This is a genomic window from Pseudomonas neuropathica, from assembly GCF_051174785.1.
GTDB lineage: Bacteria > Pseudomonadota > Gammaproteobacteria > Pseudomonadales > Pseudomonadaceae > Aquipseudomonas > Aquipseudomonas neuropathica_A.
This window is the reverse complement of the sequence record NZ_CP195111.1, coordinates 2,961,243-2,986,226: the sequence shown is the minus strand read 5'-3', so window position 1 is coordinate 2,986,226 and position 24,984 is coordinate 2,961,243. Positions and strand designations below refer to the sequence as shown.

General features: G+C 59.9%; 23 protein-coding genes. 6 read left to right on the top strand and 17 right to left on the bottom strand.

Annotation, left to right across the window (positions count from 1 at the left end; all coding sequences use genetic code 11):
• Window positions 1-9 precede the first annotated feature (9 nt).
• Window positions 10-1,401 carry an L-cystine transporter gene (locus ACRRSD_RS13595; RefSeq protein WP_435038357.1) on the bottom strand — a complete coding sequence of 464 codons (1,392 nt, stop codon included), beginning with the start codon at window positions 1,399-1,401 and terminating at the stop codon, window positions 10-12.
• Between the two features lie 241 nt (window positions 1,402-1,642).
• On the opposite strand from ACRRSD_RS13595, the gene ACRRSD_RS13590 reads away from it, so the two are divergent.
• Entirely contained in the window at window positions 1,643-2,704 is a 1,062-nt protein-coding gene (locus tag ACRRSD_RS13590; protein WP_435038356.1) for a haloacid dehalogenase-like hydrolase, read from the top strand.
• Window positions 2,705-2,895: 191 nt separating this feature from the next.
• On the opposite strand, the gene ilvD is transcribed toward ACRRSD_RS13590, so the two are convergent.
• The 6 genes from ilvD to ACRRSD_RS13560 all read right to left on the bottom strand — a co-directional run bounded on the left by ilvD (window position 2,896) and on the right by ACRRSD_RS13560 (window position 10,643).
• The gene (gene ilvD / locus ACRRSD_RS13585) at window positions 2,896-4,737 is read right to left on the bottom strand and encodes a dihydroxy-acid dehydratase (RefSeq protein WP_435038355.1); all 1,842 of its coding nucleotides are present in this window, start codon (window positions 4,735-4,737) and stop codon (window positions 2,896-2,898) included.
• Between the two features lie 268 nt (window positions 4,738-5,005).
• Window positions 5,006-6,238 carry a multidrug effflux MFS transporter gene (locus ACRRSD_RS13580; protein WP_435038354.1) on the bottom strand — a complete coding sequence of 411 codons (1,233 nt, stop codon included), beginning with the start codon at window positions 6,236-6,238 and terminating at the stop codon, window positions 5,006-5,008.
• The gene (locus tag ACRRSD_RS13575; protein ID WP_435038353.1) at window positions 6,231-7,208 is read right to left on the bottom strand and encodes a diiron oxygenase; all 978 of its coding nucleotides are present in this window, start codon (window positions 7,206-7,208) and stop codon (window positions 6,231-6,233) included. The genes ACRRSD_RS13580 and ACRRSD_RS13575 overlap by 8 nt, the downstream gene beginning before the upstream one ends.
• Window positions 7,205-8,278: a SagB family peptide dehydrogenase gene (locus ACRRSD_RS13570; protein WP_435038352.1), complete on the bottom strand. Its 1,074-nt coding sequence runs from the start codon at window positions 8,276-8,278 to the stop codon at window positions 7,205-7,207. The genes ACRRSD_RS13575 and ACRRSD_RS13570 overlap by 4 nt, the downstream gene beginning before the upstream one ends.
• A 448-nt stretch (window positions 8,279-8,726) precedes the next feature.
• Window positions 8,727-9,923: a class I SAM-dependent rRNA methyltransferase gene (locus tag ACRRSD_RS13565; protein WP_435038351.1), complete on the bottom strand. Its 1,197-nt coding sequence runs from the start codon at window positions 9,921-9,923 to the stop codon at window positions 8,727-8,729.
• 180 nt (window positions 9,924-10,103) lie between these two features.
• Window positions 10,104-10,643, bottom strand: coding sequence for a type 1 glutamine amidotransferase domain-containing protein (locus tag ACRRSD_RS13560; RefSeq protein WP_435038350.1), 540 nt, complete (start codon window positions 10,641-10,643; stop codon window positions 10,104-10,106).
• A 228-nt stretch (window positions 10,644-10,871) separates the two neighbouring features.
• Between ACRRSD_RS13560 and ACRRSD_RS13555 the strand changes: the two genes are divergently transcribed.
• The 3 genes from ACRRSD_RS13555 (at window position 10,872) to ACRRSD_RS13545 (ending at window position 12,902) form a co-directional block, all read left to right on the top strand.
• Complete coding sequence (locus ACRRSD_RS13555) at window positions 10,872-11,684, top strand: HDOD domain-containing protein (protein ID WP_435038502.1); 813 nt, start codon at window positions 10,872-10,874, stop codon at window positions 11,682-11,684.
• 12 nt (window positions 11,685-11,696) lie between these two features.
• A complete protein-coding gene (gene mutM / locus ACRRSD_RS13550) occupies window positions 11,697-12,509 on the top strand; it encodes a bifunctional DNA-formamidopyrimidine glycosylase/DNA-(apurinic or apyrimidinic site) lyase (protein WP_435038349.1) in 813 nt (270 codons plus the stop codon).
• Window positions 12,510-12,578: 69 nt separating this feature from the next.
• Window positions 12,579-12,902, top strand: a complete 324-nt coding sequence (locus tag ACRRSD_RS13545) for a multidrug transporter (protein ID WP_435038348.1) — start codon at window positions 12,579-12,581, stop codon at window positions 12,900-12,902.
• Window positions 12,903-13,035: 133 nt separating this feature from the next.
• Here the strand turns inward: ACRRSD_RS13545 and ACRRSD_RS13540 are convergent, their stop codons facing one another.
• From ACRRSD_RS13540 to ACRRSD_RS13520, 5 genes are all read right to left on the bottom strand, one after another.
• Window positions 13,036-13,287, bottom strand: coding sequence for a YfhL family 4Fe-4S dicluster ferredoxin (locus tag ACRRSD_RS13540; RefSeq protein ID WP_038358877.1), 252 nt, complete (start codon window positions 13,285-13,287; stop codon window positions 13,036-13,038).
• A gap of 141 nt (window positions 13,288-13,428) precedes the next feature.
• Entirely contained in the window at window positions 13,429-13,908 is a 480-nt protein-coding gene (gene coaD, locus ACRRSD_RS13535) for a pantetheine-phosphate adenylyltransferase (RefSeq protein ID WP_003229157.1), read from the bottom strand.
• A gap of 115 nt (window positions 13,909-14,023) precedes the next feature.
• Window positions 14,024-15,619, bottom strand: coding sequence for a GMC family oxidoreductase N-terminal domain-containing protein (locus tag ACRRSD_RS13530; RefSeq protein ID WP_435038347.1), 1,596 nt, complete (start codon window positions 15,617-15,619; stop codon window positions 14,024-14,026).
• A 133-nt stretch (window positions 15,620-15,752) separates the two neighbouring features.
• The gene (locus ACRRSD_RS13525) at window positions 15,753-16,298 is read right to left on the bottom strand and encodes a twin-arginine translocation pathway signal protein (protein ID WP_435038346.1); all 546 of its coding nucleotides are present in this window, start codon (window positions 16,296-16,298) and stop codon (window positions 15,753-15,755) included.
• Window positions 16,299-16,327: 29 nt separating this feature from the next.
• A complete protein-coding gene (locus tag ACRRSD_RS13520; RefSeq protein WP_435038345.1) occupies window positions 16,328-17,758 on the bottom strand; it encodes a coniferyl aldehyde dehydrogenase in 1,431 nt (476 codons plus the stop codon).
• 146 nt (window positions 17,759-17,904) lie between these two features.
• On the opposite strand from ACRRSD_RS13520, the gene ACRRSD_RS13515 reads away from it, so the two are divergent.
• Window positions 17,905-18,576 carry a TetR/AcrR family transcriptional regulator gene (locus tag ACRRSD_RS13515; protein WP_007913599.1) on the top strand — a complete coding sequence of 224 codons (672 nt, stop codon included), beginning with the start codon at window positions 17,905-17,907 and terminating at the stop codon, window positions 18,574-18,576.
• A 32-nt stretch (window positions 18,577-18,608) separates the two neighbouring features.
• On the top strand, window positions 18,609-19,463 hold the full coding sequence (locus tag ACRRSD_RS13510) for a sulfurtransferase (RefSeq protein WP_435038344.1): 855 nt from the start codon (window positions 18,609-18,611) through the stop codon (window positions 19,461-19,463).
• A gap of 110 nt (window positions 19,464-19,573) precedes the next feature.
• Here the strand turns inward: ACRRSD_RS13510 and ACRRSD_RS13505 are convergent, their stop codons facing one another.
• From ACRRSD_RS13505 to ACRRSD_RS13485, 5 genes are all read right to left on the bottom strand, one after another.
• Complete coding sequence (locus ACRRSD_RS13505) at window positions 19,574-20,416, bottom strand: AraC family ligand binding domain-containing protein (protein WP_435038343.1); 843 nt, start codon at window positions 20,414-20,416, stop codon at window positions 19,574-19,576.
• Entirely contained in the window at window positions 20,413-21,408 is a 996-nt protein-coding gene (locus tag ACRRSD_RS13500) for a hydrolase (protein ID WP_435038342.1), read from the bottom strand. The genes ACRRSD_RS13505 and ACRRSD_RS13500 overlap by 4 nt, the downstream gene beginning before the upstream one ends.
• A gap of 63 nt (window positions 21,409-21,471) precedes the next feature.
• Window positions 21,472-22,086 carry a 16S rRNA (guanine(966)-N(2))-methyltransferase RsmD gene (rsmD, locus tag ACRRSD_RS13495; protein ID WP_038358861.1) on the bottom strand — a complete coding sequence of 205 codons (615 nt, stop codon included), beginning with the start codon at window positions 22,084-22,086 and terminating at the stop codon, window positions 21,472-21,474.
• Entirely contained in the window at window positions 22,086-23,573 is a 1,488-nt protein-coding gene (locus ACRRSD_RS13490) for a M16 family metallopeptidase (RefSeq protein WP_435038341.1), read from the bottom strand. The genes rsmD and ACRRSD_RS13490 overlap by 1 nt, the downstream gene beginning before the upstream one ends.
• Entirely contained in the window at window positions 23,566-24,921 is a 1,356-nt protein-coding gene (locus ACRRSD_RS13485) for a M16 family metallopeptidase (protein ID WP_025112091.1), read from the bottom strand. Before ACRRSD_RS13485 ends, ACRRSD_RS13490 begins: the two co-directional genes overlap by 8 nt.
• Window positions 24,922-24,984 lie beyond the last annotated feature (63 nt).

Sequence of the window (24,984 nt, the reverse complement as noted above, 5' to 3'; positions counted from 1 at the left end):
AGGCGCTAATCAAGCCTGAGCCAACTCCGCATGCTCATCAGCATCCAGCAACGCTTTATCGGTCTGCTGCATCACCTGACTGGTAATCGCACCGGCGGTGATCGAACCACTCACGTTCAACGCTGTACGACCCATGTCGATCAGCGGCTCAACCGAAATCAGCAACGCCACCAGTGAAACCGGCAACCCCATCGCCGGCAGCACGATCAGCGCCGCGAAGGTCGCGCCGCCACCAACACCCGCCACGCCCGCCGAACTCAACGTCACAATCGCCACCAGCGTCGCGATCCACAGCGGATCCAGCGGGTTGATGCCGACCGTTGGCGCAACCATCACCGCCAACATCGCCGGGTACAGACCGGCGCAACCGTTCTGGCCGATAGTCGCGCCGAACGACGCGGCGAAACTCGCCACCGACTGCGGAATCCCCAGACGACGGGTCTGCGCTTCAATGCTCAGCGGAATGCTCGCCGCGCTGGAACGGCTGGTGAATGCGAACGTCAGCACCGGCCAGATCTTGCGGAAGAAACGCAGCGGGTTGATCCCGGCCGCCGACACCAGCAAGCCGTGCACGACGAACATCAGGCCCAGACCGAGGTAGGACACCACGACGAAGCTGCCGAGTTTGATGATGTCTTGCAGGTTGGAGCCGGCGACCACTTTGGTCATCAGCGCCAGTACGCCGTACGGCGTCAGCTTCATCACCAGACGCACCAGACGCATCACCCAGGCTTGCAGGGTGTCGATGGCGTTGATCACTTTCTGACCTTTCTCGACGTCATCCTTGAGCAGTTGCAGCGCGGCAACCCCGAGGAATGCGGCGAAAATCACCACACTGATGATCGAGGTCGGCTTGGCCCGCGCCAGATCGGCGAACGGGTTCTGCGGGATGAACGACAGCAGCAGTTGCGGCACATTCAGGTCGGCGACCTTGCCGGCATAGTCGGTCTGAATGGTTTGCAGACGGGCCATTTCCTGGGTGCCGGCGACCAGACCTTCGGCGGTGAGGCCGAACAGATTGGTCAGGCCGATGCCGATCAGCGCCGCGATCGCGGTGGTGAACAGCAGGGTGCCGATGGTCAGGAAACTGATCTTGCCCAGCGACGAGGCGTTGTGCAGGCGTGCCACGGCGCTGAGGATTGAGGCGAACACCAGCGGGATGACGATCATTTGCAGCAACTGCACATAGCCGTTGCCGACCAGATCGAACCAGCCGATCGACGCTTTCAGCACCGGGTTGCCGGCACCGTAAATGGTGTGCAGGACGACGCCGAACGCTACGCCTAGCGCGAGTGCGAGCAGGACTTTTTTCGCCAGGCTCCACGTGGTGTGGCGGGTTTGCGCCAGACCGAACAGGAGGGCGAGGAACACCAGCAGATTGAGGATCAGCGGCAGATTCATGAAAACTCCGATAAGACTTGTGCCAGTCGCATTCTTGGGCAACTGCGAACCGGCAAGCCTAACAGTTTGATTTGCAATGATTTAATACCGAAATAGCAGGGTGTCCGTCGTTTTTGGAATAAGCCTGTGTCGCTCTCGGCAATGCATCTGGCGCAATAGGGACGTGAGCGGTCGCTGACAGACGAGGACTGTCACACTTATTTGTTAGCGTCGATCTCTTTGAATCAGGGAGAAGAGGCGTATGAAGTTCGCACCGAAATTTCTGGCTGTCGCACTGACTGTGGGCATGGGCCTGGCCACTCAGGCCTTCGCTACTGACCTGAAACACTGGCCCGTCGATCAGGCCAAAGCGCTGGATGCGATGATCGCCGCCAACGCCAATAAGGGTAACTACGCGGTGTTCGACATGGACAACACCAGTTACCGCTACGACCTCGAAGAGTCATTGTTGCCGTTCATGGAAAACAAGGGCCTGATCACCCGCGACAAACTCGACCCTTCCCTGAAACTGATGCCGTTCAAGGACACCGCCGACCACAAGGAAAGCCTGTTCAGTTACTACTATCGCCTCTGCGAAGTCGACGACATGGTCTGCTACCCATGGGTGGCGCAGGTGTTCTCCGGCTTCACTCTCAAGGAACTCAAAGGCTACGTCGATGAGCTGATGGCCTCGGGCAAACCGGTGCCGGCGACGTATTACGAAGGCGATGTGGTGAAGAAGCTCGACGTCAATCCGCCGAAGATCTTCACCGGCCAGCAAGAGCTGTACAACAAGCTGATGGAGAACGGCATCGAGGTCTACGTGATGACCGCCGCGTCTGAAGAGCTGGTGCGCATGGTCGCGGCGGATCCGAAGTATGGCTACAACGTCAAACCGCAGAATGTCATTGGCGTGACCACGCTGCTGAAGAACCGCGAAACCAACGAACTGACCACCGCACGCAAACAGATCACCGCCGGCAAATATGACGAGAAGGCCAACCTGGGCCTGGAGTTGACGCCGTACCTGTGGACGCCGGCAACGTGGATGGCTGGCAAGCACGCGGCGATTCTCACCTACATCGACGAATGGAAAAAACCGGTACTGGTGGGTGGCGATACGCCGACCAGCGACGGTTACATGCTGTTCCACGATGTTGATGTGGCCAAGGGCGGGATTCACTTGTGGGTTAACCGCAAGGACAAGTACATGACGCAGTTGAACGGCATGATGGCCAAGCACGCAGCGGCGCAGGCGAAAGAAGGGTTGCCGGTGACGGCGGACAAGAACTGGGTGATCGTAAAGCCTGAGGAAATTCAGTAAGCCACACCGATTCAATGTGGGAGCGAGCCTGCTCGCGAAAGCGTAGTGTCAGTCGCCATCTCTGTTTCTGACATACCGCATTCGCGAGCAGGCTCGCTCCCACAGTTTGATCTGCAGTGACTTTGGGATTTCGGTCAGACAAAAAAATGCCCCGCACTTGGCGGGGCATTTTTGTTTCGGCGATTTGACGCTTACAGCCCGTCGAGCATCGCTTTGTTACGCACAGCACCTTTGTCGGCACTGGTCGCCAGCAGGGCGTAGGCCTTGAGTGCGGTGGTCACTTTACGTGGACGCACTTCCACAGGTTTCCAGCCTTTCTTGTCCTGCTCGGCGCGGCGTGCAGCCAGTTCTTCGTCGCTGACCAACAGGTTGATCGAGCGGTTCGGAATGTCGATCAGCACTTTGTCGCCGTCCTGCACCAGACCGATCGCGCCGCCGGCGGCGGCTTCTGGCGAAGCGTGACCGATGGACAGACCGGAAGTACCGCCAGAGAAACGCCCGTCGGTGAGCAGCGCACAGGCTTTGCCCAGGCCTTTGGATTTCAGGTACGAAGTCGGGTAGAGCATCTCCTGCATGCCCGGGCCGCCTTTCGGGCCTTCGTAGCGAATGATGACGATGTCGCCAGCCTTCACTTCGTCAGCGAGGATGCCGCGTACGGCGCTGTCCTGGCTTTCAAAGATCTTCGCGTTGCCTTCGAAGACGTGGATCGATTCGTCGACACCGGCGGTTTTCACCACGCAGCCATCGAGGGCGATGTTGCCGTACAGCACGGCCAGGCCACCTTCTTGCGAGTAGGCGTGTTCGAAGCTGCGGATGCAGCCGTTTTCACGGTCGTCATCCAGGGTTTCCCAACGGGTCGACTGACTGAACGCCGTCTGCGTCGGGATACCGGCAGGGCCGGCCTTGAAGAAGTGGTGCACGGCTTCATCGTCGGTCTGGGTGATGTCCCATTTGGCGATGGCTTCTTCCATGCTGCGGCTGTGCACGGTCGGCAGGTCGGTGTGCAGCAGGCCGCCACGGGCCAGCGAGCCGAGGATGCTGAAGATGCCGCCGGCGCGGTGCACATCTTCCATGTGGTACTTCTGGATATTAGGCGCGACTTTGCACAGTTGCGGAACGCTGCGCGAGAGACGGTCGATGTCGCGCAGGTCGAAATCGATCTCGGCTTCCTGGGCGGCAGCGAGCAAGTGCAGGATGGTGTTGGTCGAACCGCCCATGGCGATGTCGAGCATCATCGCGTTCTCGAACGCCTTGAAGTTGGCGATGTTGCGCGGCAATACCGATTCATCGTTCTCGCCGTAGTAGCGCTTGCACAGCTCGACGATGGTGCGGCCAGCCTGCAGGAACAGTTGTTCGCGGTCGCTGTGGGTGGCCAGAGTGGAACCGTTGCCCGGCAAGGCCAGGCCCAGTGCTTCGGTCAGGCAGTTCATCGAGTTGGCGGTGAACATGCCGGAGCACGAACCGCAAGTCGGGCAGGCGCTGCGCTCGTACTCAGCAACCTTCTCGTCAGAAGCGCTGGCATCGGCGGCGATCACCATGGCATCGACGAGGTCGAGGCCGTGGGACGCTAGTTTGGTTTTGCCGGCTTCCATCGGGCCGCCGGAAACGAAGATCACCGGAATGTTCAGGCGCAACGCGGCCATCAACATGCCCGGGGTGATCTTGTCGCAGTTGGAGATGCAGACGATGGCGTCGGCGCAGTGGGCGTTGACCATGTACTCGACGGAATCAGCGATGATCTCGCGGCTCGGCAGCGAATACAGCATGCCGTCGTGACCCATGGCGATGCCGTCATCCACGGCGATGGTGTTGAATTCTTTCGCTACGCCGCCGGCGCGTTCGATTTCACGGGCGACCAGTTGGCCCAGATCCTTGAGGTGCACGTGGCCCGGTACGAACTGGGTGAACGAGTTGGCAATCGCGATGATCGGCTTTTTGAAGTCGTCATCTTTCATCCCCGTGGCGCGCCACAATGCGCGGGCACCGGCCATGTTGCGGCCGTGGGTGGATGTTTTCGAGCGGTAATCTGGCATGGAGCACTCCGGGCGGCTAATCACTTACTAATCAGGTGCAAAAGGGGAGTGAGCTTCTATTGACGTCTGGAACACTCAGAAATGGCCGTGTGTTCGTGAAGTTGCCGATGACGTTGCGGGATCGCCGCTGGTCTCAGCCTGAGCTCATAAACCCGCCGGGGGATGAATGGCGATGAATCAGCCGATTCTACACCGCTGGCGTCTGGAGGGAATGGCGCAAAGCGTTGTTCCAGTGCCGACGGTGTGTATGGGATGACGACCGGTGGGTTTAATCACCGCCGGTCTGTGCAACGACATTGGCTTCAACGTTTCTTGCGCGGCGGCTGAGCCGGTTGTTGAGCACCAGCGCTGTCGCGCTCAATAGCACAAAGCTGTAGCCCAGCGTTGATTGCAGATTGGCCGGACTGAGGCTGATCAATGCGCTGATAAGCCCGCCACAAATAAAAATGATCGTACTGCCCGCCGAAGCCGAAGTACCGGCGTTCTCAGGAAACAGGCCCATGGCCCGAGAGGTGGCGGCGGGGCGGGAAATGGTGGTGCCCGCCGTGCAGATCAGCATTGGAATCAACACCGTGGCCGGAGCCAGCGCATGATTCGCCGCCAGGTACAGCATCGCCAATCCCGACAGCAGTATCAGGCAGAGCCCGGTGAAGATTTGCTGAACCGGCGTGATCCGCCGATTCAGTACGGCGGCCAGAAGGCCACCAACCACATAGGCGGCACCGTAAACCAGCAGGATCAGTGAAAAGTCATAAGGCGCGAGTTGCAGTTGGTCCATGAAGATCAGCGGCGAAATCACGATGAACGAGAAGTGACAGGCGAAGGCAAATGCAGAGATCAGCCAGTAACCGATAAACTCGAAATCCCCCAGCACGCGTTGGTAGGATTGAATGAAACCGAGCCGCGCACCACTGTAGGTCGGACGGTCGTTCGATAGAAACAACCACGCTTTGATCAGCACCATGGCGGACAGCGCGGTAAACACCCAGAAGCTGCCGCGCCAGCCGAGTGTGGCCTGCAGAAACGTGCCGGCCAGCGGCGACACCGAGATGAAAATCCCGGTGGCCGTAACCATCAGGATACGCAAACGATCGCGCTCCTCACCGTCGAACAGATCCTGCACCAGCGCCTGGGACAGTACGAAACATCCACAGCCCAAGGCCTGCAGAACCCGAAAGACCAGGAATAGCGTGTAATCGGAAGTCATCACGCAACCGAACGCACCCAGCATCGATACGCTCATGCCGACGAGTAGCAAGCCCTTGCGCCCGATCACGTCCGAGAGAGGGCCGATCAAGAGCTGGGCAAACGCGATCCCCACGGCGAACAGGCTGATGGACAGTGCGATGTCTGCCGGTGAACGGAGAAAGTGCGTCGCCATTGCCGGAAAGGAAGGCAGCAGCACGTCCAGTGGAAACACGCCAAGCAGCACCATGGCCAGCAATAGGCTGACAGCCCCACGGCGCTGTCGGGTGGTTGCCACGGATTGTCCTTTATCCATCGATCAGTCCTGCCTTGGCGAAAAGTTTCTGGTTATGGGGGAGTGCGAAAAATCCGGCCTTGCGCAGTGCGTCCAGGGTTGCGATGGCGCCTGATCGTGCACGTGCACGATTGGCTTGCACCGTTGCCATGCCGCCGACAATTTCCATCACATCACTGTCAGCGATGCCGGCTCCTCGCAAGCTCTGTTGCAGCCAGCGTTCGTCGGCCTCGAAAAAGATCCCGATGATTTCCAGCAAGGTTCTGCTCACAAACGTGCGCTGGCGGCTGTTCATCGACAGCCAGAAGTAATGGAACGCTTCGGCGAAGTAGCGACTGTGGCGTGCTTCGTCCGCCAGATGGTCGCGCAGCATGTCGTTGACGCTGGACACCAGGCTGTCGCGGCAGACGTCCAGCAGCTCCCGGGCAATGATGGTTTCCGAAACGAAGCCCAGCAGAAACCATGCCAGCGCCCGGTTCTTTTCCGGCGTGCGAGCAATCAGCGAGTTCAGGCGGGTGATGCGCTGCGGAATCGCCGGACGTCCGGTGATTCCATAGAAACTGGCGATCTGCTCAGCGAGACGATTGGAAAATAGCGCGTGGTAACCCTCGTCGGTGTAGAGCTGTAGCGCCGCGTGTTTCATCGACAGAGGCACGTAGATGGGCAATTCCCTGTGCACGATGACTTCCACGGCACGATTGACGATGCGATGTTCGAGCAGGGTGGTGTAATCGAGAAAGTGCACCAGGTGGTTGGCTGACAGTCGGTGCAGCACGTCGCGCCCCGCCGCCTGAATGGCCGGATGTGCCAGATAAGGCAGAAACGCCGGTGGAAACCAGTGGCGGGTTTGCAGTTGCAGTGGCACATCGTCGGGCAACAGATAGTTATGGGTACTGCTGCGCACCGAGGCGCGGCTCTCCCAGTCTGCCAGAGTGAACTTGAGCGCCCAGGAGACCGGTGTTTCATCCGGTGCCGACATCGGGAGGGTCATGGCTGTCCCTCGCGCAACAGATCGCGCATTTCGTGGCACATCACTTGCCCGTCGCTTTCTCCACAGCCAACAAAGAACAACGGTTGTTCAGCACTGCCCTCGATGTTGAGGAGTGCTTCAACCTGCTGGTCGGCAAACGCACCGGTCAGCCAGGTATTGAGGCCCAATGCCGTGGCGACCAGTTGGAAGGTTTGCGACAGGTGACCGGCCTCGACGAAGGCCATGCGATAGGCTCGCGAATGTTCGTACTTCCACCAGAGCCGGTCGAACCGGGCGGTGATGAATAACCCCAGCGGCAGGTTGTTGATGAAATGCTGACCGCCAAGCAAGTGGCCCAGCGCGGGTTCAGGTAACGGATTGACCCGGCTCAAGGTATGTTCGGCTGGATGATAGGCATAGATGCCCGGTTCAAGACCATCGACGTTCTGCACCAGCAGGAAACCTTCACAAGCGTTCAGGCCTCCTGCGGAAGGACTGCTGCGCCGTGCGCTGAGCCCGTGGGCGATGCTGTCGTCGCGATCGTTGTCACGTTCATGGAGATAACCGAGGGACAGGTAGAGCAGGGTGCCGACGTCATTCAGCGTTATCGCTGCACCTGTATAGCTGCGACAGGTTTTGCGCTGGAGCAGCACCTTTTCAAGACTGTTGTCACTCAATGCGCACGGTGCGGGCAGGGCAATACGCTGCCCGGTTTCAAGCGTCGGGCGGTCTGTTGCAGGCGTTGGTGTGGCCAATACTTCATTGCAGTGCGCCAGATATTGTCTGGACCACTCGTGAATATTCTGAGGGGTATGTTCACAGGGAATGTTCTGCGTGCCGATGTGGTAAATCTTCGACAGCTCATCCCAGCCCCATTGCGGATTGTCTGTTTTTGAAACGGTTAGAATGCCCGCACTTAATAGTTGAGTGTCTATTATGTTGTGGCTGTCAAAAAGTTCGGGGTTGTTGATTAGTTGTGCAAGGCGAATTGAAAAGTTGAGGTCGAGTTCGTGTTGTGTATGGTTTTTATAGTTCCATACAACTTGTCCAGGCGAACGCGGCAATATAAATAGAAAGGGGTTAATGTGCATGTGGGGCTATTCACTCTGGATAAAGTCAAAAGGACGCCGGGTTGCCGGCACTCCCCGGCGTCCTGACTTACTTAGCGGGCTTTAGAGGCAACCAGAAAAGCCAGGTTTGCGATTTTTTTACTTTCCAGAGAAATACTTTTCATGATGTGAACTCCTTGTTCATCGATAGTTGAAGTCACCTCGTGGTGACAACTTCATAATAGTTTGTAATGGATTATTGGCAAGCGGATATTAAGTAGGAAAATTCCAGTAATTTTGTCGGAGCAGTCTTCGGCTGCAAATAAACTTGTAGGGCAAGTTTCAGCAATCAAAAGATATAAGGAAATATCCTGCAAGTCGGCAGGAAGAGAATTGTAGGAAGTGCGGGGCGATAGCGAACTGGCAGGGCGCCAGCAGCGCGGCGCGCAAAGCAGACGAGGAGCCTGCTGGCTCCCCGTCATCCGCAGGATCAGCTGTTGGGCAGCAGGCGGCAGGTGATGCTCTTGATGTAACGCGTTTCGGCGATGGCCGGGTGCACCGGGTGATCCGGACCCTGGCCGCCGCGTTCCAGCAACTGGATATTGCGATCCAGGTGACGGGCGCTGGTCAGCAGGATGTTCTGCAGATCGTCTTCCGGCAGGTGCATCGAGCACGACGCGCTGACCAGGATGCCGTCCTTGTTAAGCAGGCGCATGGCTTGCTCGTTCAGGCGTCGGTAGGCGCCTTCGCCGTTTTTCATGTCTTTCTTGCGCTTGATGAACGCTGGCGGGTCGGCAACGATCACGTCGAAGCGTTCTTCGCTGGCTTTCAGCTCTTTCAGGGCTTCGAAAACGTCGCCTTCGATGCAGGTCATCTTGTCGGCGAAGCCGTTCAGCGCAGCGTTGCGCTCAACACCGTCGAGAGCGAAAGCCGAAGCATCGACGCAGAACACTTCGCTGGCGCCGAACGCGGCAGCCTGCACGCCCCAGCCGCCGATGTAACTATATAGGTCGAGAACGCGTTTACCTTTGGCGTAAGGGGCCAGGCGGGCGCGGTTCATGCGGTGGTCGTAGAACCAGCCGGTTTTCTGGCCCTGAATCACCGGGGCTTCGAACTTCACGCCGTTCTCTTCCAGCGCCACCCACTCCGGCACCAGGCCGAACACGGTTTCGACGTAGCGGTTGAGGCCTTCGGCATCACGCGCAGCGGAGTCGTTCTTGAACAGAATGCCGCTTGGCTTGAGCACTTGGGTCAGCGCGGCGATCACGTCATCTTTATGCGCTTCCATGGTCGCCGAGGCGATCTGGACGACGAGGATGTCGCCGAAGCGGTCAACGACCAGGCCAGGCAACAGGTCGGAATCACCGTAGACCAGACGATAGAAAGACTTGTCGAACAGGCGCTCGCGCAGCGACAGAGCGACGTTCAGGCGGTGCACCAGCAGGGATTTGTCCAGCGACAGCTTGATGTCGCGCGACAGCAGGCGGGCGCAGATCAGGTTGTTCGGGCTCATCGCCACGATGCCCAGCGGCTTGCCGCCGGCGGCTTCGAGGAGGGCTTGATCGCCGGCCTGGAAGCCGTGCAAAGGGGTAGCGGCTACATCGATTTCGTTGCTGTAGACCCACAGGTGACCGGCGCGCAGGCGACGGTCGGCGTTGGCTTTGAGGCGCAAGCTAGGCAGGGACATGACGTCGCTCCGGAAAAAAGAGCGGGAGTATAGCGTGTTGCGACTTGTGCCGGGTTTGGCGTGCGATGAAACGCTGATGACCTCTTCGCGAGCAGGCTCGCTCCCACAGGGGATTTGTGACTGACACAAGACCAATGTGGGAGTGACGATTCGACGTGCTCGCGAAGGCGGTTTTGACTTCTACGCAGACAGTGCGTCGATCAGCTCTTTGTTGAACGCCGGAATGTCATCCGGCTGACGGCTGCTGATCAGGTGACCGTCCTTGACCACTTCTTTATCGACCCAGTTGGCCCCGGCATTGACCAGGTCATCCTTGAGCGTTTTGAAACTGGTCATGGTCTTGCCGTTGACCAGCCCCGCCGAGATCAGCAACCAGCCGCCATGGCAGATCACCGCAATCGGTTTTCCGGCCGAGGCGCCGGTCTTGACCAGATGCTGGGCATCCTGATCGATGCGGATGGTGTCGGAGTTCTGCACGCCGCCCGGCAGGACGATCGCGTCATACTGCTCGCTGCTGGCTTCTTGAAAGGTCTGGTCGACCTTGAAGTCGTCCGCCGGTTTGTCGTGGTTCCAGCCTTTGACCTTGCCGGCCTCGGCGGAAAGGATGTCGACTTGCGCGCCGGCTTGCTCCAGTGCCTGCTTGGGACCGGTCAGTTCGACCTGTTCGAAACCGTCTGTTACCAAAATGGCAACGCGTTTGCCGTTGAGGGAAGTGGCCATCGATAAGCTCCTGAGTCTGTGGGAGTTTGCCGCCGTAAGGGACCGGAGTGATCCGTTGGGCATTACAGATTCCGAAGCCGTGGGCTGAATGAAAGTTCCTGACAATTGCCCACTGGTGTGTCGTCGTGCGGTTTTTAGAGGTTAGAATCGCCGCCTGTCCCAGAGTGTGTACTTATGTCCCAAGAGCTGACCACCGAACAGATTCAACAATCGCTGCAAGGCATCAGTGTGCCGGCGCAACCGCAGATCATGGTGGATCTGCAAATGGAGCAGTACATGCCCGACCCGGACCTGGAGGTGATCGCCAGGCTGATCTCTCAGGATCCAGGCTTGTCCGGTTCGCTGCTGAAAATCGTCAACTCGCCGTATTACGGCCTGAGCAACAAGATCACCTCGATTCAGCGCGCGGTAAACCTGCTGGGCAGCCGTTCGATCATCAACCTGATCAACGCGCAGTCGATCAAGGGCGAGATGAACGACGACACCATCGTTACGCTCAACCGTTTCTGGGACACCGCCCAGGACGTGGCGATGACGTGCCTGACGCTGGCCAAGCGTATCGGCACTCAGGCGGGCGATGAGGCATATGCCTTGGGTCTGTTCCACGATTGCGGCGTGCCCTTGATGCTGCAACGGTTCCCTAATTACATGACAGTTCTGGAAAAGGCTTACGCTAATGCCAGTGCCGAGTGTCGAGTGGTGGACACCGAAAACAGCGAGTTCAACACCAACCATGCCGTGGTCGGTTACTACACCGCCAAGTCGTGGCGCCTGCCGGAGCATGTCAGCGCCGCCATCGCCAACCACCACAACGCGTTGGCGATATTCAGCGATGAATCGTCAAAGAACAGCCAACTGAAAAATCTTTTGGCGATCCTGAAAATGGCCGAACACATTTGCGCGTCTTATCGCGTGCTGGGCAACCAGACCGAAGATTTCGAATGGAACGCCGTCGGCCCGCTGGTACTCGACTATGTAGGGCTGTCGGATTACGACTTCGAAACCCTTAAACAAACGATCCGCGACCTCGGCGCGCATTGATTCGAGAACACCATGCCTGAATTGCCGGAAGTCGAAACCACCCGTAGGGGCATTGCCCCGCATCTGGAAGGCCAACGCGTCAGTCGGGTGATCGTGCGTGATCGGCGCTTGCGCTGGCCCATCCCGGAAGACCTCGATGTGCGCCTGTCGGGGCAGCGCATCGTGTTGGTCGAACGTCGGGCCAAGTACCTGTTGATCAACGCTGAGGTCGGTACGCTGATCAGCCATCTGGGCATGTCGGGCAATTTGCGTCTGGTTGAGGTCGGACTGCCGGCGCTCAAGCACGAACACGTCGATATCGAACTGGAGTCGGGGCTGGCGCTGCGCTACACCGATCCGCGACGGTTCGGCGCGATGTTGTGGAGCAACGATCCGCTCAATCATGAATTGCTGATCCGTCTTGGCCCGGAGCCACTGACCGATCTGTTCGATGGTGAGCGTTTGTTTCAGCTATCACGCGGGCGCTCGATGGCGGTCAAGCCGTTCATCATGGACAACGCGGTGGTGGTCGGGGTCGGCAATATCTATGCGACTGAAGCATTGTTTGCCGCCGGGATTGATCCGCGCCGTGAGGCTGGGGGAATTTCTCGGGGGCGCTACCTGAAGCTGGCGACCGAGATCAAACGCATTCTGGCTGCCGCGATCGAGCGTGGCGGCACTACATTGCGTGACTTCATTGGCGGTGACGGTCAGCCGGGCTATTTCCAGCAGGAGCTGTTTGTCTACGGCCGTGGCGGTGAACACTGCAAGGTTTGTGGCACAGGGCTGCGCGAAGTGAAGCTGGGTCAGCGTGCGAGTGTGTTCTGCCCGCGCTGCCAGACCTGAGGCAACAGGCTGAAAAAGTCCTACGGTCTATAGTGAGTTGTCTCACTGTTAAGCCCGAAGGATCGTGCCATGAAATCCTTGCAAGTCCTCTTTGTTACGCTGCTGCTGTGTTCCGGTCTGGCTGTTCAGGCCGCGGAAAATGGCAGCGGTGACCCGCGTTACACCATCCAGAATCCCCCGGCCTACGCCATGCTTGGCGATTTGCTGATTGCCCGGCCTCTATTGGTGGTGGCGACGGTGATCGGTGCGGGCGCGTTTGTCGTGTCGTTGCCGTTTACCGCTCTGGGTGGCGGGATCGGCGATGCCGGGCAGGCGCTGGTGGTGGATCCGGCGAAGGCGGCGTTTGTGCGGTGTCTGGGGTGTCTAGGGGAGGGGTTTGAGCAACGTGAGTGAGCTGATCAGGATTTTGCGCTGCCGCTGATGGCCCTTTCGCGAGCAAGCTCCGCTCCCACATTGCAGCGCATTTCAAATGTGGGAGCGAGCTTGCTCGCGAAGAGGCCCGAAAGAGCGCTACAAATCCGGCGGATCAGGCCTTGCCGGTGATGATGCGGTACTTCTCCATCAACTGTTCTTCAGTCTCCGGATGCGCTTCGTCCAACGGAATGCAATCCACCGGGCAAACTTGTTGGCATTGCGGTTCGTCGTAGTGGCCGACGCACTGGGTGCACAGGTTCGGGTCGATCACATAGATCTCTTCGCCTTGGGAAATGGCGGCGTTCGGGCACTCGGGTTCGCAGACGTCGCAGTTGATGCAATCGTCGGTGATGATCAGGGACATGCTAACTCCAGCCGGGGCGGCAGGCCCGGGCGCTATAAATCAATGCGCGCAATTGTGCCGCATTGGCGCGCGCAGTGCACGCTGCTGCGATCAAGGGCTGTAATCAACAGCCAGGATCGCAGCCCGAGCCTTCGGCAGCGCCTACTTTTTGAAGCGCAGGGTCAGCGCATCGGCCACAGCGGGGTGGACGAACTTGCTGATATCGCCACCCAACGCGGCAATTTCCCGCACCAGCGTCGACGAAATGAACGAATAACGCTCGGACGGGGTGAGAAACAGACTCTCGACATCCGGGGCCAACTGGCGGTTCATGTTGGCCAGTTGAAATTCGTATTCGAAGTCCGACACCGCACGCAAACCACGCAGAAACACATTGGCGTTCTGCTCTTTGGCGAAATGCGCCAGCAGCGTCGAGAAGCCGACCACTTCCACGTTAGGCAGGTGTTTGGTGACCTCGCGAGCCAGTTCGACCCGTTGTTCCAGCGGGAACAGCGGGTTTTTCTTCGGGCTGGCAGCGACCGCAATAATCACGTGGTCGAACAGGCGCGAGGCGCGTTCGACCAGATCGCCATGGCCCTTGGTAATAGGGTCGAAGGTACCTGGGTACAACACTCGGTTCATCGCGTCGTCCTGGCGGGAGTCCGTTGGGGAGTCGGATGGTATCGCAGCCGTCCCGGTCGGCCAAGTCGCCTGTTGGGTAAGAAAGCACTATAGACGATGGCAATAATCGGTTTTTTCACGGGTTTCTCAGCCGATCGACGAGGGATGTCGCCAGTTGCGCGGTCAGTCCATACACCGACAGCTGCGGGTTGGCGCCGATGCTGGTGGGGAACAGTGAGCCGTCATGGATCGACAGATTAGCCAATTGATGATGCCGGCCGAGACTGTTGGTGACCGCGCTTTTCGGGTCTTCGCCCATCGCGCAACCGCCCATGACGTGAGCGCTGCCCAGCCGAGTGCGGTACAGCTCAAGGCTCAAACCGTCGATCAGCGTGCGCGCTTCGGCCAAAGTTTTCACGTAACGGGCGTCGGCGTGCATCGGCATCACCGCTTTCGCACCGCCGGCAAACTGGATTTCGGCCATGACGTGAAAGGCCCGGCGCAGGCCTTCCCAGGCGTAGGGCGAAACCTGATAGTCGAGTACTGGCGAACCATCGCCCCGCAACTCGACTGCACCGCCCGTGCTGTCCGGGTGAAAGCCGTCGCGCAGCAAGGCCAGCATGGCGTGGGTATGGGGCAGGTCAGCCATGTGTTGCGCACTCTCCTCACCAAAGCCGCCGAGCAGGGTAGCCGCCAACGCCGGATGCAGCGGTGGCACTTCGAGTTTGAAGGCCATCGGTCCGGTGGTGCCGTCCTTCCACTGAAAATGGTCGGAGTAGATTGACTGCGGCGCCCCGTAGAACGGATTGATGATTTCGTCGAAGCGCGCGGCGGACATGTTCACCGGGTGCAGGAAGGTGCGTTTTCCGAGGCTTTTATGCGGATCCGGCGCGTCCGAACGCAGCAACAGCGCCGGGCTGTTGATGCCGCCGCCAGCCAGTACGTAATGCCGCGCCTTGACCGTGATACTACGCCCGGTCGGCTCGACGCAGCGTTCATCCATCGCTACGCATTGCAGGCCGGTAACCTTGTCGCCGTTGATCAGCAGTTTCTCCGCGCGGGCCAGATAAAGCAGCTCGCCACCCTTTTCCAGCGTCGCCGGAATGGTCGTGACCATCATCGATTGCTTGGCGTTGGTCGGGCAGCCCATGCCGCAATAGCCGAGATTCCAGCAGCCGCGCACGTTGCGCGGGATCACGTGCCAGCTGTAACCGAGTTGCTCACAGCCTTTGCGGATCACGTCGTTGTTGGCATTGGGCGGGACCATCCACGGTGCAACGCCGAGGCGCTGTTCCATTTTCTCGAACCATGGCGCCATCTCCTCGGGGCTATGGCCTTTGACGTTGTGTTCTCTGGCCCAGTGCTCGAGGGTCGGCTCCGGGGTGCGAAAACTCGAGGTCCAGTTGATCAGCGTTGTGCCGCCAACCGCGCGGCCCTGGAGGATGGTGATCGCGCCGTCCTTGCTCATGCGGCCGATGCCTTCCTGATAGAGGCTGCTGTAGGCCTGGTCTTCAAGCATTTTGAAATCTGAACTGGTTTTCAGCGGGCCTTCTTCGATCAGCAGGACTTTGTAGCCGGCAGCGCTAAGGATTTCCGCCGTGGTGCCGCCACCGGCGCCGCTGCCGATGATCGCCACGTCGGCCTCAAGGTTGAGGTCGTCGGTCAGCTGTGCGCCGTTGTAGGTTTTCCAGCCTCGGGCGAGGCCTTCGCGGAACGGGTCGGGTACGGGCATCGATCAGGTTCTCTTTATTATTTTTGGATGCGGCGGTGTGGCGGCCGACCTCTTCGCGAGCAGGCTCGCTCCCACATTTGAAATGCATTTTCCTGTGGGAGCGAGCCTGCTCGCGAATGCCGCGCCGCTGATCTCAAGCGGTAGGCGGGCCGGGATAACCGCAATGCGCCCACGATTCTGCGCGGGTATACCAGGTCATCATCACCATTTGCTGCAACGAGCTATGCCCCATGCGCAACAAACTCAATGAGCTGTTTTCCCAGCGATCAAGAAAATGCCGCATCGCCTCGGCACTGGCGTTTTCCCAACTGCCCCAGATCCCGGTGAGTGGCCCGCGCGTCACCGCCATGCCGAGTACGTCGAACAATTGTCGGGTGAGTTTGAGCATTTCTGGCGACAGGTGCTCGAGGCTGTAGTCCAGCGACTTGAGCGTGCCTTCAACGGCGCCCGGCATCCTCTCGGCCGCTACGGCGCCGTCGAGCATCACCGGAATCAGTGCGCGCAGAAACAGCAGATCGCCATCGCGCAACGAGACAAAACCGTTGGCCGCGACGCTCGATGAGCAGCCAGTGAGGCTGGCGCCGAGTCCGGCGGTGGCGAGGAACGCCGTGGCGCCGAGGCTGAATTTCAGCAGGCCACGGCGTGACAGGGCGGGTGTTTCGGTCAGGCTTGGGTGCATTGTTGTTATTACCCGGCGGTGACGAATGTTTAGCGAATGAACAGTTTCTGGATCAGTTTCTGAATCGATTTGCCGTAGGGCGGGTAAATCAGTCGGGCTGCGTTGAACCGCTGTTTGATCAGCACGCCTTTGGCTTTACTGAAGGTCAGGAAGCCTTCGTGGCCGTGGTAATGGCCCATGCCGGAAGCGCCGATGCCGCCAAACGGCATGTCGTCCTGCGCCACATGCAGCAGCGTGTCGTTCAGGCACACGCCGCCGGAATGGGTTTCGTGCAGCACGCGGTTCTGTTCGCGTTTGTCGTAGCCGAAGTAGTAAAGAGCCAGAGGACGTGGCCGCTGATTGATGTAAGCGAATGCCTGCTCCAGGTCCTGATACGGCACGATCGGCAGAAGTGGGCCGAAGATTTCGTCCTGCATCACCGTCATTTCATCGCTGACATTCAGCAGCATGCTGTGCGGCATGCGCCGGCCCTGAGCCTGTTCGAACAACGGAATCAACAGCGCACCCTTGCTGGTCGCGTCGCTGACGTAGCCGTTGAGTCGCGCCAATTGGCGTTCGTTGATAATCGCCGTGTAGTCCGGATTGTCGGTGAGTGTCGGATAAAAACCCTGCACAGCCTGGCGATAGGCTTCGACGAAAGCGCCGACCCGATCTTCCGGCACCAGCACGTAATCCGGGGCAACGCAGGTCTGACCGGCGTTGAGGGTTTTACCGAAGGCGATGCGCTCGGCAGCATCCTTGAGCGGTACGTCGCGGGAGACGATGGCCGGCGACTTGCCACCCAGTTCCAGTGTGACCGGGGTGAGGTTTTCGGCGGCGGCGCGCATCACGTGTTTGCCGATGCTGGTGGCGCCGGTGAACAGCAAGTGATCGAAGCGCAGGCGGGAAAACGCCACGCCGATGTCGGCTTCACCGAGCACCACGCAAACCAGGTCTTCGGGGAAGATTCGCGCCAGCAATTCTTTGAGCAACAAGCCGGTGGCCGGGGTCGATTCACTGAGTTTGAGCATCACTCGGTTACCCGCTGCCAAGGCGCCGACCAGCGGGCCGACGGCCAGATACAGCGGGTAATTCCACGGCACGATGACGCCAACTACGCCCAGAGGCTGATACACCACTTTTGCCGAAGCAGGCTGGAACGCGATGCCGACCTTGCGTCGCGAAGCTTTCATCCAGCCTTTGAGATGACGGCTGGCGTAATGAATGCCGTGCAGGCTTGGCATCAGCTCGGCGAGCAGGGTTTCATCGGCGCTGCGATGGCTGAAATCGGAGCTGATCGCCTCGATCAAGGCCTGACGCTCGTTGCTCAGCAAATCACTCAGTGCTTTGAGCCATTGCTGGCGTTGGGCGGCGGGCGGCATCGGATTCGCGGCATACGCAGCCCGCTGCGCCTCGAACAACCGGTCCAGCTCGGCCAGCGGTTGTTGCAGCGTTTGCAGGTAGGCAATGTCGGCAGTCATGGTCTGCTCCGGATTTATTGTAATGATGAACTTTTTAGAGTCTATGCTCTATAAAGTCAAATGACTTCCTTGCACAGCATTGTTTTATCCATTTCCGGTTAGGTCGTAAGATGCCCCCCAACGCACTCTGAATTAAAGCTCAAGCCATGGCCCCACGAATAAAAACCAGCGAGCGTATCGTGCTGAACAGCCTTGAGCTGTTCAATCAGCAGGGCGAGCGCAGCATCAGCACCAATCACATCGCCGCCCACATGGAGATTTCTCCGGGCAACCTGTACTACCACTTCCCCAACAAGCAGGCGATCATCGCCGTGTTGTTCAGTGAGTACGAAAGCCTCGTCGACAGCTTTCTGCGCCCGCCGCAGGGGCGTGCGGCGACGGTCGAGGACAAGCGTTTCTATCTCAAGGAATTGCTTTCGGCGATGTGGCGTTACCGTTTTCTGCACCGCGATCTGGAGCATCTGCTCGACAGCGATCCGGAGTTGGCCGCCCGCTATCGGCGCTTCTCGCAACGCTGCGTGATTCAGGGCGCGGCGATCTACGAAGGTTTTGTCGCCGCCGGGATTCTCGATATGGACCGTGTGCAAATCGAATCCCTGACCCTCAATGCCTGGATCATCCTGACGTCGTGGGTGCGCTTCCTGTGCACCACCCGCGAGAATTCCAACCACCTCAGTGAACAAGCCATTAAACGTGGCGTGTACCAGGTGCTGGTGCTGGAAGCCGGGTTTGTCACCGAGCAGGCGCGCGACGAGGTCAATGCGTTGTTCGAGGAGTTCTACGTGCCGCTGGCCCAGGCCCTCGAAGACGTGAAATAAACCGTTCTGTTGAAATCCCTCAGGAGCCTGTTATGCCGATTGCGCAACTGATCAGCCCCGAAGCATTGGACGCCCGCAAGGCGCAGCCGGGGCTGGTGATTCTCGATTGTCGTTTTGCCCTCGAAGACCCGGACTACGGTCAGCGCAGCTATGCCGAAGGGCACATTGTCGGAGCGAGCTTCGCCGACCTTGAGCGTGACCTCAGCGGCAGCGTGGTCAAAGGCGTGACCGGTCGGCATCCGTTGCCCGAGCCGGCAGAGCTGATCGAGCGGCTGCAAGCGTGGGGCATCAACCACGACAGCGATGTGGTTTTGTACGACGACGGCCCCGGTGCCTATGCGGCGCGGGCGTGGTGGTTGCTGGCGTGGCTGGGCAAGCGCGATGGCGTGTTCATTCTCGATGGCGGGCTCAAGGCGTGGCATGCGGCGGGGTTGCCGCTGAGTCTGGATGCACCGACGGTCAGTCGCGGCACTTTCAGTGGTCAGCCGGATAAGAGCCTGCTGATCAGCGCCGAAAAATTGCAAAAGCGTCTTGGCCAACCTGCGTTGACCTTGATTGATGCTCGGGCTTTGCCGCGATTCAAAGGTGAAGTTGAGCCGATTGATCCGATTGCCGGGCACATTCCCGGCGCGCAATGCGCGGCGTTTAACGACAACCTCGGCAGCGATGGGCGATTCCTGCCAGCGGAGCAACTCAAGCAACGTTTTGCCGCGAAGCTCGGTGAGCGTTCGCCAGCGGATCTGGTTGCCTATTGCGGTTCCGGCGTGACGGCGTGTCACAACCTGTTTGCATTGTGTCTGGCCGGTTATCCGTTGGCTGCGTTGTACGCTGGATCGTGGAGCGAGTGGATCAACGAGCCTTCGCGCGGCATCGCCACCGGCGAATAATTTGCACAAATCCACCCTGTGGGAGCGAGCCTGCTCGCGAATGCGTCCTGTCAGCCACTATTTCTTGGACTGACACACCGCTTTCGCGAGCAGGCTCGCTCCCACATTGGTTAGTCGTTGTCTGAAGGAAATTGTCGGGCACTGCGATACGCCGCAGGCCCGACGCCATAAGCCTGCTTGAACTGCCGGCTCAAGTGGCTCTGGTCGGCAAAGCCCAATTGTGTGGCGACCTCTACCGGCAAGCAGCCGTGTTGCAAGAGTGCGCGGGCCTGGGCGATGCGTTGCTGCATCAGCCAAGTGTGCGGCGGCATGCCGGTGGCGCGGCGGAACACCCGGGCGAAATGGAAGGGCGACAGATTGACCGCTGCCGCCAGCTCTTCCAGTGACGGTGGCGCTGCCAGTTGTGCGTGCAGCAGTTCTTTGCCCAACAGCACCGCGCGGTGTTCCTTGCCGACTCGACCGGGCACCGGCACTGCCGCATGGCGCTGCAACAGCCGCAACATCATCTCGCGCCACACCGTCTGCTGTTGCAGCGCGGTGGCCGGGCTTTCGAGCAAACGATGCAATTGTGCAAAGCCGTTGACCAGATCCGCATCGCGATACAGCGTGGCGCCGAATGCCGGCAGGTTTGTGGTGGACAGCTCCAGCTCATCCAGCAGCGAAACGATTTGCGCGGTATCGGGATAAAACGCCCGGTACAGCCAGCCGTCCTTGGTGCCCTTGTGCCCGGTGTGCAGTTCGTCCGGATTGATCAACACCAGCGTGCCGCTGCCGGCCAGATGTTCGGCGCCGCGATAGCGATACCGCTGGGCACCGGCCATGATCATGCCGATCACGAATCCGTCGTGCACATGCGGGGCGAAACGATGCTCGATGTAGCGCGCCGACAACAACTCGACCCCGGCCAGCGGCGCGGTTTGCCAGAAGCGGATCGACTCGCCCTGTTCGCTCATGCGGGCACGCGCGCCAGCCACTGCGGGATGCGTCGTTCCAGGTAATAACCGGGCTGACGCAGCGAGCCGTCGACAAAGCCGACATGCCCACCGCGTGCCTGCAATTCGAAGGCGGTCGACGGCGACAGCTCACTGGCCTGCGGCAAACTGTGCGGGAACACGAACGGATCGTCCGCCGCCTGAATGATCAGGGTCGGCGTGCGGATCTCACCGAGGAAGTAACGGCTCGAAGCGCGGCGATAGTAATCCTCGGCATCATTGAAACCGTGCAACGGTGCGGTTACCCGGCCATCGAAATCCCAGAACGTGCGCATGTTTTCCAGCGAACCGAGGGCTGCCAGCGCGGCAAGTCCGTCTTCGCGACCGTCATGCTGAAACTGCCGTTGCTTGTTCTTGATGTAGGCGACCATCTCGCGCATGAAGTGCGCCTGATAGACCTTGGAAAAGCCTTGGCCGATGCGGTCGGCGCATTGATCGAGGCGAAACGGTACCGACACCGCCACCGCGCCGAGCACACCGCTGGCGCTGCCGGTTTCTCCGAGATGTTTGAGCAGCACGTTGCCGCCCAAGGAGTAGCCGACGGCATACAACGGCGCCAATGGGCGTTTGGCACGCAGGTGTCTGATGGTTTCGGCGAGGTCTTCGCTGGCACCGGAGTGATAGCTGCGCGGCAGCAGATTCGGTTCGCCCGAGCAGCCGCGCCAGTTCAGCGCAACACTGGCCCAGCCTTGATCGGCCAAGGCCTTTTGGATACCTGCTACATAAGGCGAATTGGAAGAGCCGGTCAGCCCATGCAGAACCAGCACCAGTGGCGCATCGGCGGTGTGCGGGCCGTGCCAGTCGAGGTCGAGGAAGTCGCCATCCTCAAGCCACAGGCGCTCGCGCTCACGTTCGATATGCACGGTTTTGCGCCACAGCGGCCCCCACAAGGTTTGCAGGTGCGGATTGCCGAGGCCGAAGGCGGGGTTGAAGTGTTCTGAAGAGGCGGACACGATGGTTCTCGATGCAGAGCGGCGACCCTGTTGGAAGGGGCGCCGCTTATTCAGACCGGTCAGTTAACCGGCGATCTCTGCCGTACGTTGCCACAGCGCGTAATAGACCCGGCCGGATTTCTGTTCGCGATGCAGGCGCCAGTTGCCCGGCAGACCCAGAGTCGACGGCGCGGTTTCGCTTTCAGTGTAGATCCACGAGTCCGGCGCCAGCCACTGACGCTCCTCGAGCAAGGTGCAGACGGCAGGCAGCAGGTTCTGGTTGAACGGTGGATCGAGGAACACCAGGTCGAACGGTGTCGCGGTCTGGGTTTCCAGATAACGCAGGGCGTCGGCAGTCTGCACCTGACCGTTGGTGCAGCGCAGGGTGCCGAGGTGTTCCTTCAGGCTGGAGACGGCGATGTTGCTGGCATCCAGCGCCTGACCCATGGCCGCGCCACGGGACAGCGCTTCGAGAAACAGCGCGCCGCTGCCGGCAAACGGGTCGAGCACCTTGGCCCCTTCAACGTACGGCGCCAGCCAGTTGAACAGGGTTTCACGCACGCGGTCCGGCGTCGGGCGCAGGCCCGGCGCATCGGGGAAGCTCAGCTTGCGGCTGCGCCATTGGCCGCCAATGATGCGCAACTGGTTCACACCGTTGTGGACGTTTTGCGCAGGTTTTTTAGGGGAACGAGTTGCCATTAATGCTCCGGAACCCCGAGCGGTTGCTCGGCAGGTTTATCAGATGGGGCCGGTAACGGCTTTTGCGGCACGGTCGGGCCAGCGGTGACGATGACCATTTTGTCCGTGCTCAGGTGTTTGTTCAGGGCGTCGCGGACTTGCTCGACGGTCAGGCTTTGCGACTGACGCATGAAATCGTCCAGATAGCTCAGCGGCAGATTATAGAAGCCCATCGCGCCGAGTTGGCCGACGATATCGGCATTGCTCGCAGTGGACAGCGGGAAGCTGCCGGCCAGCTCGCGTTTGGCGTCGTCGAGTTCTTTCTGCGTCGGACCGGTTTTCAGGTAATCGGCGAGCACGTCCTGCACCAGTTTCAGCGTGCCTTCGCTCATTTCCGCACGGGTCTGCAGGTTGATCATGAACGGGCCGCGCGCCTGCATCGGGCTGAACGCAGAATACACGCCGTAGGTCAGGCCGCGCTTCTCGCGCACTTCACTCATCAGGCGCGTGCCGAAACCGCCGCCACCGAGGATCTGGTTACCCATCGACAGCGCCGCGTAATCCGGATCATCCCGATCGATACCCAGTTGCGCGAGCATCAGATTGGTCTGCTTCGACGGGAATTCGATGTGGTTGATGCTGGCCTTCGGTTCCTGTGGCTGAGCGATCTTCGCCAACGCCGGGCCTTTCGGCAGGGCCGAGGAGATCTGATTGGCGATGGCTTCGGCGTCGGCGCGAGACAGATCGCCGACCAGCGCAATCACCACGTTGCCAGCGGCGTAGGCCTTGGCGTGGAACTCACGCAATTGCGCGAGGGTGATCTTCGGTACGCTCTGCGCGTTGCCGTCGCTCGAATGCGCGTACGGGTGATCGCCATACAGACGCTTCATCAGCTCGAGGCTGGCGAGTTTGCCGGGGTTCTGTTTCTGGTATTCGAAACCGGCGAGCATCTGGTTCTTGATGCGTGCGAAAGAGTCGGCCGGGAAGGTCGGTTTGCCGATGACTTCCGAGAACAGCTTCAAGGCCGGTTCACGTTTGTCGGCAGCACTCAGGCTGCGCAGCGAGGCCAACGCCATGTCCTTGAACGCACCGTTGCCGAAATCCGCACCCAAACCTTCAAAGCCCTGAGCGATGGCGCCGACGTCTTTGCCGGCAACACCTTCGTTGAGCATCGCGTTGGTCAGTACCGCCAGACCCGATGCGCTGCCGTCCTGGCTGCTGCCAGCGGCGAAGATCAGGCGCATGTCGAACATCGGCAGCTCATGGGCTTCGACGAACAGCACTTTGGCGCCTTCGGCGGTGTTCCAGGTTTGTACATCGAGCTTGCGGCTGGCCGGGGCCTTGCCGTCGAGTTCAGCCAGCGATTGCAGCTTCTGGCTGGTTTTGGCGTTGTCCAGCGCTTCGCTGGCATTGCTGTCAGCGCCTGGCGACAGGTAGAGCGCGGCAGAGCCGATCACCGCCACGGCAATCAGGCCGAGCAGCAAGCGTGGGGATTTGCGCTTACTCATGAGTCGTCTCCAGTGGCAGGACGTGGGCGACGCTGAGACGTTCGCGGGTGAAATACAGCTTGGCGGCGTTCTGGATGTCTTGCGGAGTCACGCTTTCCAGATCGGCGAGTTCGGTGTCCATCAGTTTCCACGACAGGCCGACGGTTTCCAGTTGGCCGATGGCGGTGGCCTGGCTGGTGATCGAATCACGTTCGAAGACCAGACCGGCGATCACTTGCGCACGCACGCGTTCCAGTTCTTCGGCGGACGGCGCGGTGGTTTTCAGCTGCTCCAGCAGTTTCCACAGGCCGGCCTCGGCCTGCGCCATGGTTTTTTTCTTCTGGGTGTTCGGGGTTGCTGACAGCGTGAACAGGCTGTCGCCTCGCGTGTAGGCGTCGTAGCTCGACGAACCGCCGGAGACCAGCTCTTCGCCGCGCTCCAGTTGCGTCGGGATGCGCCCGCTGTAACCGCCGTCGAGCAGCGCCGAGATCAGGCGCAGGGCGTTGACCGAACGCTTGTCTTCAGCGGTGGCGATGCTGGGCACGTTGAAGCCGAGCATCAAGCTGGGCAATTGCGTCTGCACGTGCAGGGTGATCTGGCGTTCGCCGGGCTCGGCGAGTTCCAGCGGCTTTTTCGCCGGTGGCACGTCGCGCTTGGCGATCGGGCCGAAATAACGCTGGGCGAGGGTTTTAACTTCGTCCGGGGTGACGTCGCCGACCACCACCAGCGTGGCGTTGTTCGGCACATACCAGGATTGGTACCAGTGGCGCAGCTCTTCGACCTTCATGCGGTCGAGGTCAGCCATCCAGCCGATGGTTGGTGTGTGGTAGCCGCTGGCCGGGTAGGCCATGGCCTTGTAGCGCTCGTAAGCCTTGGACATCGGCTTGTCATCGGTGCGCAAGCGGCGCTCTTCCTTGATGACTTCGATTTCCTTGGCGAACTCGTCGGCCGGCAGGCGCAGATTGGCCATGCGGTCGGCTTCCAGTTCAAACGCCACGCCCAGACGGTCGCGCGCCAGCACCTGGTAATACGCGGTGAAGTCGTCACTGGTGAAGGCGTTCTCTTCAGCACCGAGATCGCGCAGGATCAGCGACGCTTCGCCGGGGCCGACTTTTTCACTGCCCTTGAACATCATGTGCTCAAGCGCGTGGGACAAACCGGTCTGGCCCGGGGTTTCGTAGCTGGAGCCGACCTTGTACCAGACCTGCGAGACCACCACGGGCGCGCGATGGTCTTCGCGCACGACGACCTTGAGGCCGTTGTCGAGGGTGAATTCGTGGGTCGGTTGCGGGTCGGCCGCCAGGGCCGAAAGGGGCAGGCAGACTGTGCTGAGCAGCAGGCCTGCAGCGCGGCGGGCTAGAGCATTCATTCGTTTTTTAACCTGTTGGGCTGCCCGCTTGGTCTTAGCCTAGGCGGGCGAGGAGGTGCTAGG

Excerpts from the sequence above, each read along its gene's own strand:
- ACRRSD_RS13595 (WP_435038357.1), bottom strand. The coding sequence starts at position 1,401 with ATGAATCTGCCGCTGATCCTCAATCTGCTGGTGTTCCTCGCCCTCCTG.
- ACRRSD_RS13590 (WP_435038356.1), top strand. The coding sequence starts at position 1,643 with ATGAAGTTCGCACCGAAATTTCTGGCTGTCGCACTGACTGTGGGCATG.
- ilvD (WP_435038355.1), bottom strand. The coding sequence starts at position 4,737 with ATGCCAGATTACCGCTCGAAAACATCCACCCACGGCCGCAACATGGCC.
- ACRRSD_RS13580 (WP_435038354.1), bottom strand. The coding sequence starts at position 6,238 with ATGGATAAAGGACAATCCGTGGCAACCACCCGACAGCGCCGTGGGGCT.
- ACRRSD_RS13575 (WP_435038353.1), bottom strand. The coding sequence starts at position 7,208 with ATGACCCTCCCGATGTCGGCACCGGATGAAACACCGGTCTCCTGGGCG.
- ACRRSD_RS13570 (WP_435038352.1), bottom strand. The coding sequence starts at position 8,278 with ATGCACATTAACCCCTTTCTATTTATATTGCCGCGTTCGCCTGGACAA.
- ACRRSD_RS13565 (WP_435038351.1), bottom strand. The coding sequence starts at position 9,923 with ATGTCCCTGCCTAGCTTGCGCCTCAAAGCCAACGCCGACCGTCGCCTG.
- ACRRSD_RS13560 (WP_435038350.1), bottom strand. The coding sequence starts at position 10,643 with ATGGCCACTTCCCTCAACGGCAAACGCGTTGCCATTTTGGTAACAGAC.
- mutM (WP_435038349.1), top strand. The coding sequence starts at position 11,697 with ATGCCTGAATTGCCGGAAGTCGAAACCACCCGTAGGGGCATTGCCCCG.
- ACRRSD_RS13545 (WP_435038348.1), top strand. The coding sequence starts at position 12,579 with ATGAAATCCTTGCAAGTCCTCTTTGTTACGCTGCTGCTGTGTTCCGGT.
- ACRRSD_RS13540 (WP_038358877.1), bottom strand. The coding sequence starts at position 13,287 with ATGTCCCTGATCATCACCGACGATTGCATCAACTGCGACGTCTGCGAA.
- coaD (WP_003229157.1), bottom strand. The coding sequence starts at position 13,908 with ATGAACCGAGTGTTGTACCCAGGTACCTTCGACCCTATTACCAAGGGC.
- ACRRSD_RS13530 (WP_435038347.1), bottom strand. The coding sequence starts at position 15,619 with ATGCCCGTACCCGACCCGTTCCGCGAAGGCCTCGCCCGAGGCTGGAAA.
- ACRRSD_RS13525 (WP_435038346.1), bottom strand. The coding sequence starts at position 16,298 with ATGCACCCAAGCCTGACCGAAACACCCGCCCTGTCACGCCGTGGCCTG.
- ACRRSD_RS13520 (WP_435038345.1), bottom strand. The coding sequence starts at position 17,758 with ATGACTGCCGACATTGCCTACCTGCAAACGCTGCAACAACCGCTGGCC.
- ACRRSD_RS13515 (WP_007913599.1), top strand. The coding sequence starts at position 17,905 with ATGGCCCCACGAATAAAAACCAGCGAGCGTATCGTGCTGAACAGCCTT.
- ACRRSD_RS13510 (WP_435038344.1), top strand. The coding sequence starts at position 18,609 with ATGCCGATTGCGCAACTGATCAGCCCCGAAGCATTGGACGCCCGCAAG.
- ACRRSD_RS13505 (WP_435038343.1), bottom strand. The coding sequence starts at position 20,416 with ATGAGCGAACAGGGCGAGTCGATCCGCTTCTGGCAAACCGCGCCGCTG.
- rsmD (WP_038358861.1), bottom strand. The coding sequence starts at position 22,086 with ATGGCAACTCGTTCCCCTAAAAAACCTGCGCAAAACGTCCACAACGGT.
- ACRRSD_RS13490 (WP_435038341.1), bottom strand. The coding sequence starts at position 23,573 with ATGAGTAAGCGCAAATCCCCACGCTTGCTGCTCGGCCTGATTGCCGTG.
- ACRRSD_RS13485 (WP_025112091.1), bottom strand. The coding sequence starts at position 24,921 with ATGAATGCTCTAGCCCGCCGCGCTGCAGGCCTGCTGCTCAGCACAGTC.